The 15,310-nt window shown below is 63.2% G+C and carries 15 protein-coding genes; 8 read left to right on the forward strand and 7 right to left on the reverse strand.

Going from position 1 to position 15,310, the window contains the following annotated elements:
- Positions 1-41 precede the first annotated feature (41 nt).
- Complete coding sequence (locus tag ACM530_RS10070; protein WP_416364699.1) at positions 42-671, reverse strand: LysE family translocator; 630 nt, start codon at positions 669-671, stop codon at positions 42-44.
- Between the two features lie 136 nt (positions 672-807).
- On the opposite strand from ACM530_RS10070, the gene ACM530_RS10075 reads away from it, so the two are divergent.
- A complete protein-coding gene (locus tag ACM530_RS10075) occupies positions 808-1,281 on the forward strand; it encodes an Lrp/AsnC family transcriptional regulator (RefSeq protein ID WP_025854407.1) in 474 nt (157 codons plus the stop codon).
- 85 nt (positions 1,282-1,366) lie between these two features.
- Here ACM530_RS10075 and ACM530_RS10080 read toward each other — a convergent pair whose 3' ends face one another.
- Genes ACM530_RS10080 through ACM530_RS10105 form a run of 6 tightly spaced genes read right to left on the reverse strand, consistent with a single transcriptional unit; the run spans position 1,367 to position 7,047 of the window.
- Positions 1,367-2,299: a phosphatidate cytidylyltransferase gene (locus tag ACM530_RS10080; RefSeq protein ID WP_106575956.1), complete on the reverse strand. Its 933-nt coding sequence runs from the start codon at positions 2,297-2,299 to the stop codon at positions 1,367-1,369.
- Between the two features lies 1 nt (position 2,300).
- Positions 2,301-2,921, reverse strand: coding sequence for a lysophospholipid acyltransferase family protein (locus tag ACM530_RS10085; protein ID WP_416364700.1), 621 nt, complete (start codon positions 2,919-2,921; stop codon positions 2,301-2,303).
- 9 nt (positions 2,922-2,930) lie between these two features.
- Entirely contained in the window at positions 2,931-3,374 is a 444-nt protein-coding gene (locus ACM530_RS10090; protein WP_242201278.1) for a hypothetical protein, read from the reverse strand.
- Complete coding sequence (locus ACM530_RS10095; protein ID WP_416364701.1) at positions 3,364-4,662, reverse strand: phosphatase PAP2/dual specificity phosphatase family protein; 1,299 nt, start codon at positions 4,660-4,662, stop codon at positions 3,364-3,366. Before ACM530_RS10095 ends, ACM530_RS10090 begins: the two co-directional genes overlap by 11 nt.
- 2 nt (positions 4,663-4,664) lie before the next feature.
- On the reverse strand, positions 4,665-6,419 hold the full coding sequence (locus ACM530_RS10100) for a bifunctional alpha/beta hydrolase/class I SAM-dependent methyltransferase (RefSeq protein ID WP_416364702.1): 1,755 nt from the start codon (positions 6,417-6,419) through the stop codon (positions 4,665-4,667).
- A 10-nt stretch (positions 6,420-6,429) separates the two neighbouring features.
- Positions 6,430-7,047: a CDP-alcohol phosphatidyltransferase family protein gene (locus tag ACM530_RS10105; protein WP_145158369.1), complete on the reverse strand. Its 618-nt coding sequence runs from the start codon at positions 7,045-7,047 to the stop codon at positions 6,430-6,432.
- 318 nt (positions 7,048-7,365) lie between these two features.
- On the opposite strand from ACM530_RS10105, the gene hflK (ACM530_RS10110) reads away from it, so the two are divergent.
- The 7 genes from hflK (ACM530_RS10110) to ACM530_RS10140 all read left to right on the forward strand — a co-directional run bounded on the left by hflK (ACM530_RS10110) (position 7,366) and on the right by ACM530_RS10140 (position 15,269).
- Complete coding sequence (gene hflK / locus ACM530_RS10110; RefSeq protein WP_416364703.1) at positions 7,366-9,291, forward strand: protease modulator HflK; 1,926 nt, start codon at positions 7,366-7,368, stop codon at positions 9,289-9,291.
- Positions 9,292-9,303: 12 nt separating this feature from the next.
- The gene (hflC, locus tag ACM530_RS10115; protein WP_416364704.1) at positions 9,304-10,293 is read left to right on the forward strand and encodes a protease modulator HflC; all 990 of its coding nucleotides are present in this window, start codon (positions 9,304-9,306) and stop codon (positions 10,291-10,293) included.
- A complete protein-coding gene (gene hflK / locus ACM530_RS10120; protein WP_416364705.1) occupies positions 10,290-11,324 on the forward strand; it encodes a protease modulator HflK in 1,035 nt (344 codons plus the stop codon). The genes hflC and hflK (ACM530_RS10120) overlap by 4 nt, the downstream gene beginning before the upstream one ends.
- Positions 11,321-13,207 carry a cation-translocating P-type ATPase gene (locus tag ACM530_RS10125; RefSeq protein WP_416364706.1) on the forward strand — a complete coding sequence of 629 codons (1,887 nt, stop codon included), beginning with the start codon at positions 11,321-11,323 and terminating at the stop codon, positions 13,205-13,207. Before hflK (ACM530_RS10120) ends, ACM530_RS10125 begins: the two co-directional genes overlap by 4 nt.
- A 116-nt stretch (positions 13,208-13,323) precedes the next feature.
- Entirely contained in the window at positions 13,324-13,578 is a 255-nt protein-coding gene (locus tag ACM530_RS10130; RefSeq protein WP_145158355.1) for a hypothetical protein, read from the forward strand.
- 66 nt (positions 13,579-13,644) lie between these two features.
- Positions 13,645-14,490, forward strand: a complete 846-nt coding sequence (locus tag ACM530_RS10135; RefSeq protein WP_242201265.1) for a DUF692 domain-containing protein — start codon at positions 13,645-13,647, stop codon at positions 14,488-14,490.
- Positions 14,481-15,269, forward strand: a complete 789-nt coding sequence (locus ACM530_RS10140; protein WP_416364707.1) for a putative DNA-binding domain-containing protein — start codon at positions 14,481-14,483, stop codon at positions 15,267-15,269. Before ACM530_RS10135 ends, ACM530_RS10140 begins: the two co-directional genes overlap by 10 nt.
- The last annotated feature ends 41 nt before the right edge of the window (positions 15,270-15,310 follow it).

Genomic DNA, 15,310 nt, shown 5'->3' on the forward strand with positions numbered 1-15,310 from the left:
CGTCTTTGATACAAAAGATGACGTGAATAGGCCGCAAACGCTCAGGCGTGTTGCACAAAAGTGAGGCGCACCGCAAAACCGATCAAAAGGCTGCCGAATAACCACTGCTGCAGGCGCTGCGCCGAGCGATTGCTGGCCAGCCAGCGGCCGATGCGCGCGCCGGCCAGGGCGTAGCAGCAGTCAAATGCGAAGCCCACCGTCACCAGCATCACCCCCAGCCATGCAAACTGCGCCGCCACCGGGCCGGCTTGCGGGTTGATGAATTGCGGCAGCAGCACCGAGCAGAACAGCAGGGCCTTTGGGTTGAGCAGGTTCGTCAGCAGTCCGCGTTGAAAGGCCACGCGCCAGGCATGGGCGGGTGGTGCGCCGTGAGAGGCGTCGAGCGATGGCAGCCCGTTGGCGCGCAGGCATTGCACGCCCAGCCATAACAGGTAGGCCGCACCGCCCAGGCGCACCACGTCGAAGGTCCAGGGCGCGACCTTGAACAAGGTCGCCAGCCCCATGCCCGCCAACACCACATGGCAGGCCCGGGCGAGGCCCAGGCCGATGGCCGTGGTCAGCGCCAGCGCTTTGCCCTGGCGTGCGCCGGTTTGCAGCAACAGGATCATGTCCGGCCCCGGCAGCAGAAACGCCACCGAAAGCGCCATCAGAAATAGCCACAGCTCTGTCATGTTCCACCCCCTTGATGTGTCGGCTGATTCTAGGAGGGAAGGCCGGGGCAGGTGCTTGCGTATTCAGCTTAAAAGGCGTCTATTCTTGGCACTGTCTGCCATTGATTAAGCTTGCGGCCATTCATTTATGCCAAATCTGAAACTAGATGCTTTTGACCGCAAGATTCTTGAAGCCCTGCAACGCGATGGGCGCCTGAGTAACGTGCAACTGGCGGATGAGATCGGCCTGTCTGCCTCACCCTGTTTGCGCCGTGTGAGGCTGCTGGAAGAAGCCGGCGTGATTCGCGGCTATCAAGCGACCCTGGATCGCGATGAAGTGGGCCTGGGCATGATGGTGTTCGTCGGCGTGAAGGTGGAGCGGCACAACGACACCGAGGCCAATGCCTTTCGCGAGGCGGTGACCGCATTGCCCGAGGTGATCTCGGCATTTCTGGTGTCGGGGGAGTCGGATTTTCTGTTGCAGGTGGTGGTGCCGGATTTGCGTGGGTACGAGCGCTTCGTCACCGGCAGCCTGTTGAAGCTGCCGGGCGTGAGGGACATCCGCAGCAACTTTGCGATCCAGACCGTGAAAACCCCAGGCGCCTTGCCTTTGGGGCACCTGCCAGGCTGAACACTTGAAAACACCGCAAAACCACTGTGGGAGCTGGCTTGCCTGCTCCCACAGGTGATCCGCGTTGAGCTTGAGGTGGTATTTCTCAAGTCCACCAGTAGCGAACAAGGTGGAAGAAAATCGGCGCGGCAAAACACACCGAATCCAGCCGGTCCAGCATCCCGCCGTGACCTTCGATCATATGGCCCCAATCTTTCACGCCCCGGTCGCGCTTGATCGCCGACATCACAATGCCGCCGGCAAAGCCGAGCAGGTTGATCAGCAGCGCGATCAAGAACGACTGCCACGGGTTGAACGGCGTGGTCCACCACAGCGCTGCGCCGATCAGGGATGACAGCAGAATCCCGCCGACGAAACCTTCGACGGTTTTGGACGGCGACAGGTTGGGCGCGATCTTGTGTTTGCCGAACAGCTTGCCACACACGTACTGCAGCACGTCCGACAGCTGCACCACGATCACCAGGTAGGCGATCAGCAACAGGTTGCGACCTTCGTAGCCAGGAATGTCGAGGGTCAGCAGGGCCGGGACGAAGGACACGCAAAACACTGCAATCATCAGGCCCCATTGCACCTTCGACGCGCGCTCCAGGAAGTGCGTGCTGTCGCCCCCCAGCGAAGCGAGGATCGGCAGCAGCAGGAACACGTACACCGGGATGAAGATCGAGAACAGCCCGTACCAATCGGAATAGATCAGCAGGTATTGCAGCGGCAAGGCCAGGTAGAACGCGGCCACCAGCGCCGGGTAGTCGCTGCGCCGGGTCGGGGTGAGGGTGAGAAATTCGCGTAGGGCGTAGAACGACACCGCGTAGAACAGCAGGATCACCGCACCGGTGCCGAGCCAGAAGGCGATGCCGATCACCACGACCATCACCCACCAGGCATTGATACGGGCGTTGAGGTTGTCGACGACCGCATTTGGCGTACCGCGGGTGCGCAACTTGAGGATCAGGCCGATCAGCGAGGCGAGCACCAGGATGGCGCCGATCCCGCCGAACAACATCAGGGTTTGGCTATCCATGTCAGACATGCTCCGGGGCAAGGGCAAGCAGGGCGTCGCGGGTGCGGGCGAGGAAGGCGGCTTTGTCTTCGTTATCTTCCAATTGCAGGGGAGCACCAAAGCTGGTGGTGCACAGCAATGGCAGCGGCAGTACGCGACCCTTGGGCATGACCCGGTTGAGGTTGGCGATCCACACCGGGATCAGTTCGGCCTGTGGGTAACTTTTTGCCAGGTGGTACAGGCCGCTCTTGAAGGGCAGCAAGCCGTCTTCGAGATTGCGCGTGCCTTCGGGGAAGATAATCAGCGAGTCGCCACCTTCCAAAGCGGCGAGCATGGGTTGCAGAGGGTTATCCACAGGGTCTTTGCGCTCGCGGTCGATCAGCACGCCGCTGAACACGCGGTTGATGATGTAACGGCGCAGCGCACTTTTGTTCCAGTAATCGCTGCCGGCCACCGGGCGCGTGAATTTGCGCAGGTTCTGCGGCAGCGACGCCCACACCAGCACGAAGTCGCCGTGGCTGCTGTGGTTGGCGAAATAGATGCGCTGCACCGGCACCGGCGCGCACCCCAGCCACAGGCTGCGGGCGCCGGTTACGGTGCGGGCCATTGAGGTAATCAGGGTGGCAGCCACAGGTTCGAACATGGGGATTCCTTATCCGGCGAAAGGTAGCCAAGGGCTGGCGAGGATCACGGCCAGGGTCAGCAGCATTTGTGCGCCCAGCAGCCAGGCCTGCTTGCGCAGCAGTTTGAGGGCGCCGCGACGGCGTTCGGTCCAGGGCCGGCCGGCCCGCTTGGCCGATTGCAGGCCAAGGGTTTGCAGGGCCTGGTCGAGGTCGGGGGTGCGCTCGGTGTCGCGAGCGAGCAGCGCGAACAGGTCGGCATCGAAGGCGACGCGCAGCGCCCAGTACTTTTGCAGCAGCCCGAGGACAATCATCCACAGGCTGAGCAGCAGGCAGATTGGCGCGACACTCGCCATCAGCAGCTGGGCCAGGCCGAAAAGCACGCCGAGCAGCGTCAGGCCTGTGGATAACTGATCCAGCGAGCGACCACGGCGCAGCAGGCTGGCGACCACCTGGAGTTCCATATCAGCGGGCATGGGCTAAACCCTCCAACGCTTCGCGGTGAGCGGGGTGCAGGACCACATGGGCCCGCGCTGTACGAATAATAGCCAGTGCCTTGTCCAGCGTTGTGGCGCGCCCACTGTGCAGCAGCCAGGCTGCAACGGCGGTGGCGCTGCGTGAGTAACCGAGGGCGCAGCACACCAGTAATGGCCCGCTTGCTCTCAGGCGCTCAATGGCTTGGGCGGCTTGCAGGCATTCGGCGGGTGTCGGCGCAATCAGGTCCAGCACGGGGACGCATGCATAAGCGCGGCCCTGTGGATTAATCGGCAATTCGGCGCACAGATCGACGATCGCCTTGAATGAACCTTGCTCGCGTGCGGCGGGTATTCGACCGAGCCAGACGTTATCCACAATCAGGTCAGGCTGTGGATGCTTGCGTGTCCACAGGCGTGAGTTGAGCCACGCGGCCGCGAGGTAAGGCGCATACAGCCAGCGCGCGGCAGGCGTCAGCGTGCCGTCGAGCCGTTTTTGAAAGCCCGGCGCGCCGAGTACCAAGTAATTGGCCTTGATCAAACCCAGGGAAACCGCCGGCCACAGCAGCCACAGCCACCAACCGCCGAGCGTTAACGCGAGAATCACCAAGGCCAGCGCGCCCAGGCCGTAGCGCGCGCCCAGCCGCCAGCGTTTTCGATCCCGCGTAAGCCGCGCATTCAACAGCGGGCTCGGGTGCTCCAGCGGCCACAGCCACACGCATAGCCAGCCGGCGAGGGCGCCTGTGGGTAAGTCGATAAAGTGATGTTGATAAGTGGTCAGCACCGAAATCCCGATCAACGCGAACCACCCGTGCACCATCCAGCGCCAGAAGCCCTGGCTGTGGCGCTGGTACATGATCCACAGAATCACCAGCAGCGCGATGTGCAGCGACGGTGCCTGATTAAACGGTTTGTCGAAGCCTGCCAGCACGGCAAACAGCCAGCCGAATACGCCATCCAGCGCCGGCCGTTCAAAGGTGAACCGCAGCGGCCAGATCAGGAAGCAGCTCACGGCAATCACCTGGGCGGTCAGCAGGCGTAGCGCGTGTTGTTTGAGTTCATGGCGGCTAGTGGGCAGCAGCAGCGAGAAGCCGTAGAGCAGGTCGATGGACCAGTAGGGCACGATGGTCCAGGCCCAGAACGGCATATGGGGTTCCCAGCCGAACACCAGCGTGCCGACGTCGCTGCGCTGGCTGGTGACCCAGGTGGCAAAGCCGTAGGTGCTGAAAAACAGCGGCGCCAACAGCAGCAACCACAGGACCGCAGGTTTCAATAAACCGGGTTCGCGCATGCTCAGATCTTCTGTGCCAGAGACACCGTGAAAATGCCCCATTCGTCCACACGCTGAGTGATCTTGCGAAAGCCTGCGGCCTCGACCAGTTGATCCATTTCTGCCTGGCTGCGACGGCGCATCACCCAGGCCTGGCCCTGGCGATGGCTGGTCAGCGCGCGGGCGATCAGTTCCAGCTGCGGGTGCCACGGCTGGCCGGTGTACACCAGGTAACCGCCGGGCTCCACGGCTTCGGCAAGGCCGGCCAGCGAACCGCCGACCATGGCGTTATCGGCAAACAATTCATACAGCCCGGACACCACCGCCAAGGTCGGCTTGGGGTCGAGCGCCGCCAGGTCCGCGCGATCAAACGCATCGCCTTTGACGAACTGCGCGATATCCCCCAGGCCTTTTTCGTGAATCAGCGCGCCACCGTCGCGCACGTTGATGTCGCTGTAGTCGCGCAGCAGGATCGACTCCGGCAGCGGCGATACGCCCTGCAAGGCTTCGAGAATGTAGCGGCCGTGGCCCGCAGCGATGTCGACAATGCGCACCTGGCGATCATCGCTGCGCAACTTGGCCATGGCCAGGCGCAACAGCTCTTCGACATTCAGCTTGCGCTGGCGAATGCCACGCCAGCCGATGGAGTTGAGGTAGTTGGTGTCGATCATCCGCCCCAGCCCGCCTTTGCCGGTGGGCTTGTTGCGGTACACGTAATCCAGTGTGCTGCCGGAATCGAAGCCGGTGTCAAAGCCCAGCTTGACCCCGTCCGAGAGGTTCTTGCCCAGGCCCATGCTGGCGCGGGTCATGCGCCAGTACAGGTCGCGCAAAGAGTTGCGCGGCAGCGGCGCGGCCAGGGATTCGGACTCGGCGCAGGTGGCGCCCAGCTTGTCGGCGTCGAGCAATGAGGCGCGGTCCAGCGGGTGCGCAAAGTTCTGCAGGATAAAGCGCCTGGCGCTGCTCACGGCCACGGCACGGTCGCGTTCACCGAGGGTGTCGTGGAAGAAGCCGGGCAGGATGTGCAGTTCTTTTTTCAGGCTGCCCAGGCGGTCGAAAAATTGCTGCTGGGGTTTGCGGTGCACCACAAAGTCCGAGCCGGAGATCAGCAGCTGGGTCGGCACCTGGATCGCCTGGGCATCGGCGACAACGCGGTCGGCAGCTTCGTACAGGCCGAGCAGCACATTCACCGAGATCGCCTTGGTGATCAGCGGGTCGCTGTCGTAGGACGCGACACGCTGCGGGTCATGGCTGAGGAACTTGGCCTTGACGTAGCTGTTAACGAAAAAGTTGCCGCGAAATGTGCGCATCAGCGCCAGGCCTGGCCGCGCGAATGGCACGTAGAGCTTGACCTTGAACGCCGGAGAGGCGAGCACCAGTGCGCGGATTTTCGGCGCGTAATCGTGCACCCACGTGGCTGCGATCACCGCGCCGACGCTCTGGGCGATCACCGCGCAATTGTCTTCTTCGACGCCGTAAGTGGCACCGATGTGGTCTCGAAAGGTTTGCACGTCGCGGGCACTGGTGGCGAAGCTTGGGCTGTCGCCGCGCGCGCCGGGCGACTGGCCGTGGCCACGGGCGTCCCAGGCAAAGAAGTCGAAGTGCGGCAGGTCCAGTTCATCGACCAGGTGGGCAATGCGCCCCGAATGCTCGTGGCCGCGATGGAACAGCAGGATCGCCTTGCGCGGCTCGTCGCCAAGCGGCGCAGTGGCCGGCCAGTGCCGGTAGAAAAGCTCGACGCCATCGTGGGTACCGAAGCTGTGCTCTTGCTGTTCACGCATCGCAAATTCCTTATGCAGAAGGGGACGTCGTTTCTTTGAGGCCCTGGCGCACGCGGTTGACCAAGGTGTAGGCGAGCAGCGCCGCGACCAGCCACATCACCGCGTTGACCCAACCCGCGCCGAGCCAGCCCAGCGCCACGCCGGTGGCCAATACGCCGAGTACAAACGCGCGATCACTCTTGCCCATCGGCCCGTCGTAGCGCCGCGACGCCCCGACCATTGGGCCGAGCACCCCGGCGTATTCGCTGAACACCGCCAGCAACGTGACCAGCAGCACTGGCGCCAGGCTCACGCCGGGAATCAGCGCAAAGGGTAGGATCAACGCGCTGTCGGCGATCACGTCGCACAATTCATTGAGGTAGGCGCCCAACCGCGACTGCTGGCCGAATTCCCGGGCGAGCATGCCGTCGATGGCGTTAAGAGCCATGCGCAGGATCATCCACAACGGGATCAGGGCAAACAGCCAGAGGTGTTGGGCAAAGCCTGCGATGAGCAGGCCGACCAGCAAGGACACCACGCCGGCCAGCACGGTGATCTGGTTGGCCGTGGTGCCGTTGTCGTAGAGGCGCTGCACGAGTGGGCGCAGTAAGTTTTGAAAACGCGGTTTGAGCTGATAGATCGAAATCATGGGAGGTGGCGCTTCCTTGTCCGTTTACCCGCGAAAAACTGTTTTGGAGTGTGCCGATTAATCGGCGGCTGCACCAGTGATGGCTCGTGTTTGTGGGGGGTTAGTCACGGTCTCGAAGGTAATGACGTACGAATGTGACAGGGGGCTTGCTCCCGATAGTGGTGGGGCCGTCAGCTGATCTGTTGCTGATACACCGTCATCGGGGGCAAGCCCCCTCCCACAGGGATTCTCGGTAGGGTTCAACCAGGGTGTTTTCGAACGAAAATTTCACGCCGCGTGTTATATCGTAACGAATTGTGTACAAACGGGCGTGAGTGGATGCAAGTGGATCTAGAGGCTGACGGCGCTTCGGTTGAAGGCTTGCCGCGTTTTCAGCAGGGGCTGTTTCATGCCCGTCGATTGCGCCAGGCCGGCATCAGCCTGACGGCCCTGGCCGTTTGCGCTTGGGTGCTGGCATTGTTTGTCGCCCTGTTTGCGCCGCTGTCGATCTGGCCGGTGGTGCTGATCAACTGCGCGTCGGCCTTGCTGGTGTTGGTGGCCGGCTTGCAATCGGCGTGGTGGGTCGCCGATTGGCGGGCGCAGGCGCTGGAAGAGCCGACGGTGGAATTGATCGAGCCGCGGCTTGAAGACACGGGCGGGTACGCGCGGTTTGCCGGACGTTTCGGCAGCAGCCTGCTGGCGCAGATTGGCGCGCCGGTGCTGTGGTTGAGTGGCTGGTCGTTGCTGGCACTGTTGAGCATTGTCGAATTCTGGAACCTGGCACTGCCCGCTGCAGCCGTGGGGCAATCGGCAAGCATTGGCGCCGCGCTGGGGCTGGCATTGGCCTTTGGCTTGCTGGTGTTCGAGCGCCGCCTGGCGCAGGAAACGGCTGCGCAATGGCCGGAAGCCTCACAGCTGGCGCAATTAAGCCGGGTGGCGATTGCGTGCCTGGTGGTCAGCGCGATCTGCCTGCTGTTTGCCGGCGCGCAATCTGTATGGCCCTTGCGCCTGGCCGTGTTGATCGGCCTGCTGCCGGGGCTGGTCGCCGTGGAGTTTTTGCTCAGGGCCGTACTGTCGCTGTTCAGCCCACGCCAGCCGCGCCTCGAACCACGCTTGATGGCGCAAAGCTTTATTGCCGGTTTGCTGCGTTGGCCGCCACAACCCTTGCAGGCGCTGCAGCACGAGTTGCACAACCGCTTCGGTATCGATCTGCGCCAGATCTGGGCGTTTACCTACATGCGCCGGGCATTCCTGCCGGTGCTGCTGGTGGTATTGGCCGTAGGCTGGGCGATGACCGGCGTGCACGAAGTGCCCCTGCAAGGCCGTGGGATGTATGAACGCTTCGGCAAACCAGTGGCGGTGTTCGGCCCTGGCCTGCATGCCGGATTGCCGTGGCCGTTGGGCCGCGTCATCGCTATCGAAAATGGCGTGGTGCATGAACTCGCTACCAGCGTCAGCGAGGCGGCTACACCGGAGCTGGCCGCCGCCGAAGGCCCGGCGCCGACGATCGCCAACCGGTTGTGGGACGCCAGCCATGTGAATGACAAATCCCAAGTGATCGCCAGCAGCAGCGGCGACAAGCAGAGCTTCCAGATCGTCAATATGGACGTGCGGTTCGTCTACCGCATTGGCCTGACCGATCAGGCGGCGCTGGCCGCCACCTATAACAGCGCCGATGTGCCGACGCTGATTCGCAGCACCGCCAGCCGCATCCTGGTGCACGACTTTGCCTCGCGCACGCTCGACGAATTGCTCGGTGAGCAACGCACCCAACTGGCCGACGAAATCGGCCGCTCGGTGCAGGCGGACTTGCAGAAACTCAACAGCGGCGTGGAGATTCTGGCCACGGTGGTCGAAGCGATTCACCCACCGGCTGGCGCTGCCAATGCCTATCACGCCGTGCAGGCTGCGCAGATCGGCGCCCAGGCGCTGATCTCCCGCGAACGCGGCGCTGCCAGCGAACAGACCAACCAGGCCTTGCTGCAAGCAAGCACTGCTCGCGATCAGGCCTTGGCCACCGCGCGCGAAGTGAATGCTGGCGCGCAAGCGGCCGACCTGCGGTTCAGCGCCGAACAAAAAGCCTACGCCACCGCCGGCCAGGCATTCGTGCTGGAACAGTACCTCGGCCAACTCAGCCAAGGCCTGGCCCACGCCAAGCTGCTTATTCTGGATCACCGCCTGGGCGCCGACGGCGCACCGACGATCGATCTGCGTTCTTTTACCTTGCCGGCCGACCCTATGGCGCCGCGTAAAGCCGTTCAATAAGGAGTCTGTCTGTTGAGCGCTCATTCTCACGATCATGGTCATCATCATCACGGCCACCACCATCACCCTCATGGTGATGAGCAAGCCGCTGGCCCGTTTCCTTGGCGGCGCATGGCCTGGGTGGCGTTGCTGGTGCTGTTTGCGGTGGCGGCCGCCAGCCTGGTGCAGGTGCGTTCTGGCGAAGCCACGGTGATTACGCGGTTCGGCAACCCGTCGCGGGTGCTGCTGGAGCCAGGCCTGGGCTGGCGCTGGCCGGCGCCGTTCGAAGCGGCGATCCCGGTAGACCTGCGCCTGCGCACCACCTCCAGCGGTTTGCAGGACGTGGGCACCCGCGATGGCTTGCGGATTATCGTGCAGGCCTACGTGGCGTGGCAGGTGCAGGGCGATGCCGACAATGTGCAGCGTTTTATGCGCGCGGTGCAGAACCAGCCGGATGAAGCGGCGCGGCAGATTCGCACCTTCGTCGGCTCGGCGCTGGAGACCACTGCGGCCAGCTTTGACCTGTCCAGCCTGGTCAACACCGACGCCAGCCAAGTGCGCATCGCTGAGTTTGAGGCACAGTTGCGCCAGCAGATTGATCAACAATTGCTCACCACTTATGGCGTGCGCGTGGCGCAAGTCGGCGTTGAACGCCTGACCTTGCCGTCGGTCACCCTCACCGCCACCGTTGACCGCATGCGCGCCGAGCGCGAGACCATCGCCACCGAACGCACCGCCGTGGGCAAACGTGAAGCGGCGCAGATTCGCTCCGCCGCCGAACGTGATGCGCGCATCGTGCAGGCCGATGCCACGGTGAAAGCCGCGGATATCGAGGCGCAGTCGCGGGTCGAAGCGGCGCAGATCTATGGCCGTGCCTACGCCGGCAATCCGCAGCTGTACAACCTGCTGCGCTCGCTGGACACCTTGGGCACGGTGGTGACGCCGGGCACCAAAATCATCCTGCGCACTGACGCCGCGCCATTCCGCGCACTGGTGGACGGGCCGAAGGATGTTCAGCCATGAGTGAGCGTGACAGCCCGGACAGCCCATGGATCCAGGCTGGGCGCCTGACCTTCCTGGCGCTGTACGCGGTGACGGTGTTGGCGGCGTTGGCCTGGGCGTTTTCCAATGTGCGCCAGATCGACCCGCAGAACCGCGCCGTGGTGTTGCACTTCGGCGCGCTGGACCGTATTCAAAATGCCGGCCTTTTATTGGCGTGGCCGCAGCCGTTCGAGCAGGTGGTATTGCTGCCGGCAGCCGACCGTGTGATTGAGCGTCGGGTGGAGAACCTGCTGCGTTCCGACGCGGCGACCCAGGCCGACCGCGTGGCCACCTTTGCCGCGCCGTTGAGCGACGCGCTGGCAGGCTCCGGCTACTTGCTGACCGGCGACGCCGGTGTGGTGCAGCTGGATGTGCGGGTGTTCTACAAGGTCACCGCACCCTACGCGTTCGTGCTGCAAGGCGAGCACGTGCTGCCGGCGCTGGATCGCCTGGTGACGCGCAGCGCTGTGGCGCTGGCGGCGGCGCGCGACCTGGACACCATTCTGGTGGCGCGCCCGGAATTGATCGGCAGCGATAACGGCGCCGCCGAACGCCGTGAGCGGCTGCGCGGCGATCTGGTGCAAGGCATCAATAAACGCTTGGCAGACTTGGCCTCCACCGGTTTGGGGTTGGGCATCGAAGTGACGCGTGTCGATGTGCAATCAAGCCTGCCGGGCCCGGCGGTGAATGCCTTCAACGCAGTGCTGACGGCCAGCCAACAAGCCGATAAAGCCGTGGCCAATGCGCGCACCGACGCGGAAAAACTCACCCAAGCCGCCAATCAGGAGGCTGACCGAGTCGTACAAGTGGCCCACGCCCAAGCCAGCGAACGCCTGGCCAATGCCCAAGCGCAAACGGCCACCGTCGCCAGCCTGGCCCAGGTCAAAGACCCAGGCCTCATGCTGCGTCTGTATCGCGAACGCTTGCCGAAGATTCTCGGCCAGGCCGGTTCGGTGACCACGGTCGATCCCAAAGACGACTCCCGCTTGATCATCCAGGGAGCCGAACAATGAGCGCACCTATGTTGACGTCCGCCGAGCAGCGCAGTGCTGCCCGGCAATTGACCCTGGCCATGTTGGCCTTGGGCTTGCTGGTATTGGGTTTGGTGTGGCGCTGGCTGGCGCCGGACCAGAACGGTGTCAGCCAACTGCTGCTCGGCGTCGCTTCCTTGCTGGTGGCCGTGCCGGTGATGCGTTCGGCCTGGTACAGCCTGCGTTACCCGAGCCTGCATGGCATCACCGACCAATTGATCGCCCTGGCGATGATTGGCGCGTGGGCCACGGGCGATCTGCTGACGGCTGCATTGCTGCCGATCATCATGATTTTCGGCCACGTGCTGGAAGAGCGCAGCGTGATTGGCTCCCAGGAAGCGATTCATGCCCTGGGCAAACTGACCCGCAGCCATGCGCGGTTGGTGCAGGCCGACGGCAGCATTGTGGAAGTGGATAACGGCACGCTGAACAGCGGCGATATCGTCGAAGTGCGTGCCGGTGATCGCGTGCCGGCCGATGGTGTGGTGCTGTCGGGCCAGGCGAGCCTGGACACGGCGCCGATCACCGGTGAGTCGGTGCCGCTGGAAGCCAGCGTGGGCGTGCAGGTGTTTGGTGGCGCGATCAACCTCGACGGCTTGCTGCGCCTGGAAGTGACGCGCACCGGTAACGAATCGACCCTGGGCAAAGTCATTGCGCTGATGCAGAACGCCGAACGTTCCAAGCCGCCGATCACGCGGCTGCTGGAGCGTTACGCCGGCAGTTATATGGTGCTGGTGTTGCTGCTGGCGGCGGTGACCTGGTTTGTGACCAATGACGCCCAGGCGATGTTGGCCGTGCTGGTAGCGGCGTGCCCGTGCGCCTTGGTGCTGTCTGCCCCGGCCACGGCGATTGCCGGGATTGCAGTGGCGGCGCGGCACGGAATTTTGATTCGCAGCTCGGCATTTCTCGAGGAGTTGGCGGACCTGACCTCGCTGGTTGTGGATAAGACCGGCACGCTGACGTTTGGCACGCTACGTTTGCAATCCATCGACACCACGGCGCCGGATCGGCAGGTGTTGTTGAACCTTGCCGCCAGCCTGGGTTCGGCCAGCAGCCATCCGGTCAGCCGTGCGTTGGCGGGGCTGGCAACGCAGGAACAAATGCTGGGGCTGACGAATATTCGCGAACGCCAGGGCCTGGGCGTGGTGGCGCAGACCGAGCAGGGCGAAGCGGCTTTGGGGCGCCCGGAGTTGTTTGAGCAATTGGGCATCGTGACCACCCGCGTCCCTGATCATGACGGCCCGATTGCCGGTCTGGCGCTGAACGGCCAGTTCCTCGCCTGGCTGCTGCTCGCCGACAGCGTCAAGCCGGAAGCGCGCCAGGCCCTGCAGGAGCTACGCGACTTGGGCCTGGGCCGCCAACTGCTGCTGACCGGTGACCGTCAAAGCGTGGCCGACAGCCTGGCGCTGGATGTCGGTATCAGCGACGTCGAAGCCCAGGCACTGCCGGAAGACAAGCTCAACCGCGTGCTCAGGGAAATCGGCAGTGGCTTCCGGCCAATGGTCGTCGGCGATGGCATCAATGACTCGCTGGCGCTCAAGGCGGGCGTGGTCGGTGTAGCAATGGGCGCGGGCGGTGCGGACATCGCGCTGGCGTCGGCGGATGTGGTGTTGATCGGCAGCGACCTGCGGCGCCTGGGCACGTGTGTGCGGTTGAGTCGCCAGTGCCGCCACACGTTGCAGGTCAACGTGATCATCGGGTTGGGCTGGACGCTGGCTATTGTGGTGTTTGCCGCGTTTGGCTGGCTGGGCGCGGCCGGCGCCATGATTGCGGCGGTGTTGCATAACTTGAGCACCCTGCTGGTACTGGGCAACGCCGGGCGTTTGCTGCGGTTTCAGGAGCCACTTTTGAAGCTTGAAGAATAATTTCAGAAATATCTGCATACAGCTGTAACGCCGATAAGGGTCCTCACTCTAGTGGTATGTCGAGACTGAACACTCCGTTCATACCGGCACCCCTACCGATCATGAGGACTCTAAAAATGAACTTCAAATCCGCTGCTGCTGGTGCCGCCCTTGCGATGGCCGCCGCTACCCTGTTTGCTGGTGTTGTGACTCAGGCTCAAGCCGCTGACACGGCTGTGCACTGCTACGGTATCAACGCGTGCAAAGGCCAGAACGACTGCAAAACCAAGGACCATGCTTGCAAAGGTCAGGGTTCTTGCAAAGGCCAGGGCTTCCTCGCCAAGCCCTCCGCTGCTGCCTGCATGAAGGCTGGCGGCACCGTCGGCGAGTAACCGGCACCGAGTGCACCCGCAGCGGACGCCCCCCACCGCTGCGGACACTTTGCCCTGGAGTGAGTCATGTCCGCGTCCCTTCCAAGTCTGGGTTACGGCCTGGGTTTACGCAGTGAGTACTACCAGCAGATCCTTGAACAATCGCCGGCCGTGGATTGGTTTGAAGTGATCTCCGAGAATTATCTGGTCCAGGGCGGTAAAGCCTTGTACTACCTGGATGCGATAGCCGAGCGCTATCCCCTGGTGATGCACGGTGTGTCCCTGTCCATCGGCGGGCCGCATGCCCTCGATATCGATTACCTGAAACACATCAAGCAGCTCGCCGAGCGCATTCAGCCGGCGTGGGTTTCCGATCACCTGTGCTGGAGCCGCGGCAACGCCCATCAGCTGCATGACCTGCTGCCGCTGCCCTACACCGAAGAAAGTCTCTACCACGTGGCCGGCCGCGTGCGCCAAGTGCAAGACGTCTTGCAGCGTCCGCTGGTGCTGGAAAACGTTTCCAGCTATGTGCGTTCCAAGGCCGACGAATTCACCGAGTGGGAATTCCTCAGGGCCCTGGCCCACCTGACCGGCTGCCAGCTGTTGTTGGACGTGAACAATGTGTATGTCAGCTCGCGTAACCACGGCTTCGACGCCTGGACGTTTATCCGCAGCCTGCCGCCTGAAAGCATTCGCCAACTGCACTTGGCCGGGCATAGGGATTACGGCGACTACGTGGTCGATACCCATGATCACCCGGTGTGCGATCCGGTGTGGGCGCTGTATCAACAGACGCTGGAGCTGTTGGGGCCGGTCTCGACATTGCTGGAGCGCGATGACCATTTCCCGCCGTTCGAAGAGCTGCTCGCCGAGTTGAGCAAGGCCCGTGAACTGGGCGCCAGTGCGTTGGCCAGGAGGGCGTTATGCGCCTGATCGACTGGCAGTTGGCGTTTGAGCAGCATCTATTGTCCGAAAGCTCGGTGGCCAACAGTGGGTTTGCCGCGACCTTGCTGGGCGGGCCGACTCTGGATGTGGACACGGGCCTGGCGATTTACCACAACGCCTATGTGTCGCGGCTTCAGGAAGTGTTGCGGCATGACTTCGGCGCCATCCGCTATTGGCTGGGTGACGACGAGTTTGCATTACTGACGGACGCCTATGTGCGCCGCTATCCGTCGGCCCATTACAGCCTGCGTTGGCTGGGCGAGCGGTTCCCGGCGTTTCTCGTCGAGCATCTGGTGCAAGAGCACAGCGCGCCGCTGGCCGAGTTGGCGCGGTTGGAGTGGGCGTTTACCTTGGCGTTCGATGCGCCGCAGGGTGAGCCGCTGGGTGTGAATGACATGGCGCAGCTGGCCCCCGAAAACTGGCCGGGTTTGCAGGTAGGCCTGGCGCCTTCGGTGCAACAGGTGCTGTGTCAGTTCAATAGCGTGGCGATTTGGCGGGCCAGCAAGGATGAGTCGGATTTCCCTGACAGCCAGGCGCTGGAGCTGGCGCAGATGTGCCTGGTGTGGCGTCACCAGAATGTGTGCCATTACCGCAGCCTTGAGCCGGCTGAAGCTTGTGCGCTGGCGGGCATGGTGACCACCGGCTGGAATTTTTCAGAACTGTGCACAGGGTTGGCAGTCACTTATGGAGAGGGGGCGCCACTGCAAGCGGTGACCTGGCTGAAACAGTGGATCCAGGACGGTTTGCTCGAGCATCGAGCCTCATAGTTAAGTGCTATCAAATCGATAGCCTCCTACTTTGTCTTCGG

Origin of the sequence: Pseudomonas sp. NFX183, from assembly GCF_047943075.1 — a bacterium.
Taxonomy (GTDB): domain Bacteria; phylum Pseudomonadota; class Gammaproteobacteria; order Pseudomonadales; family Pseudomonadaceae; genus Aquipseudomonas.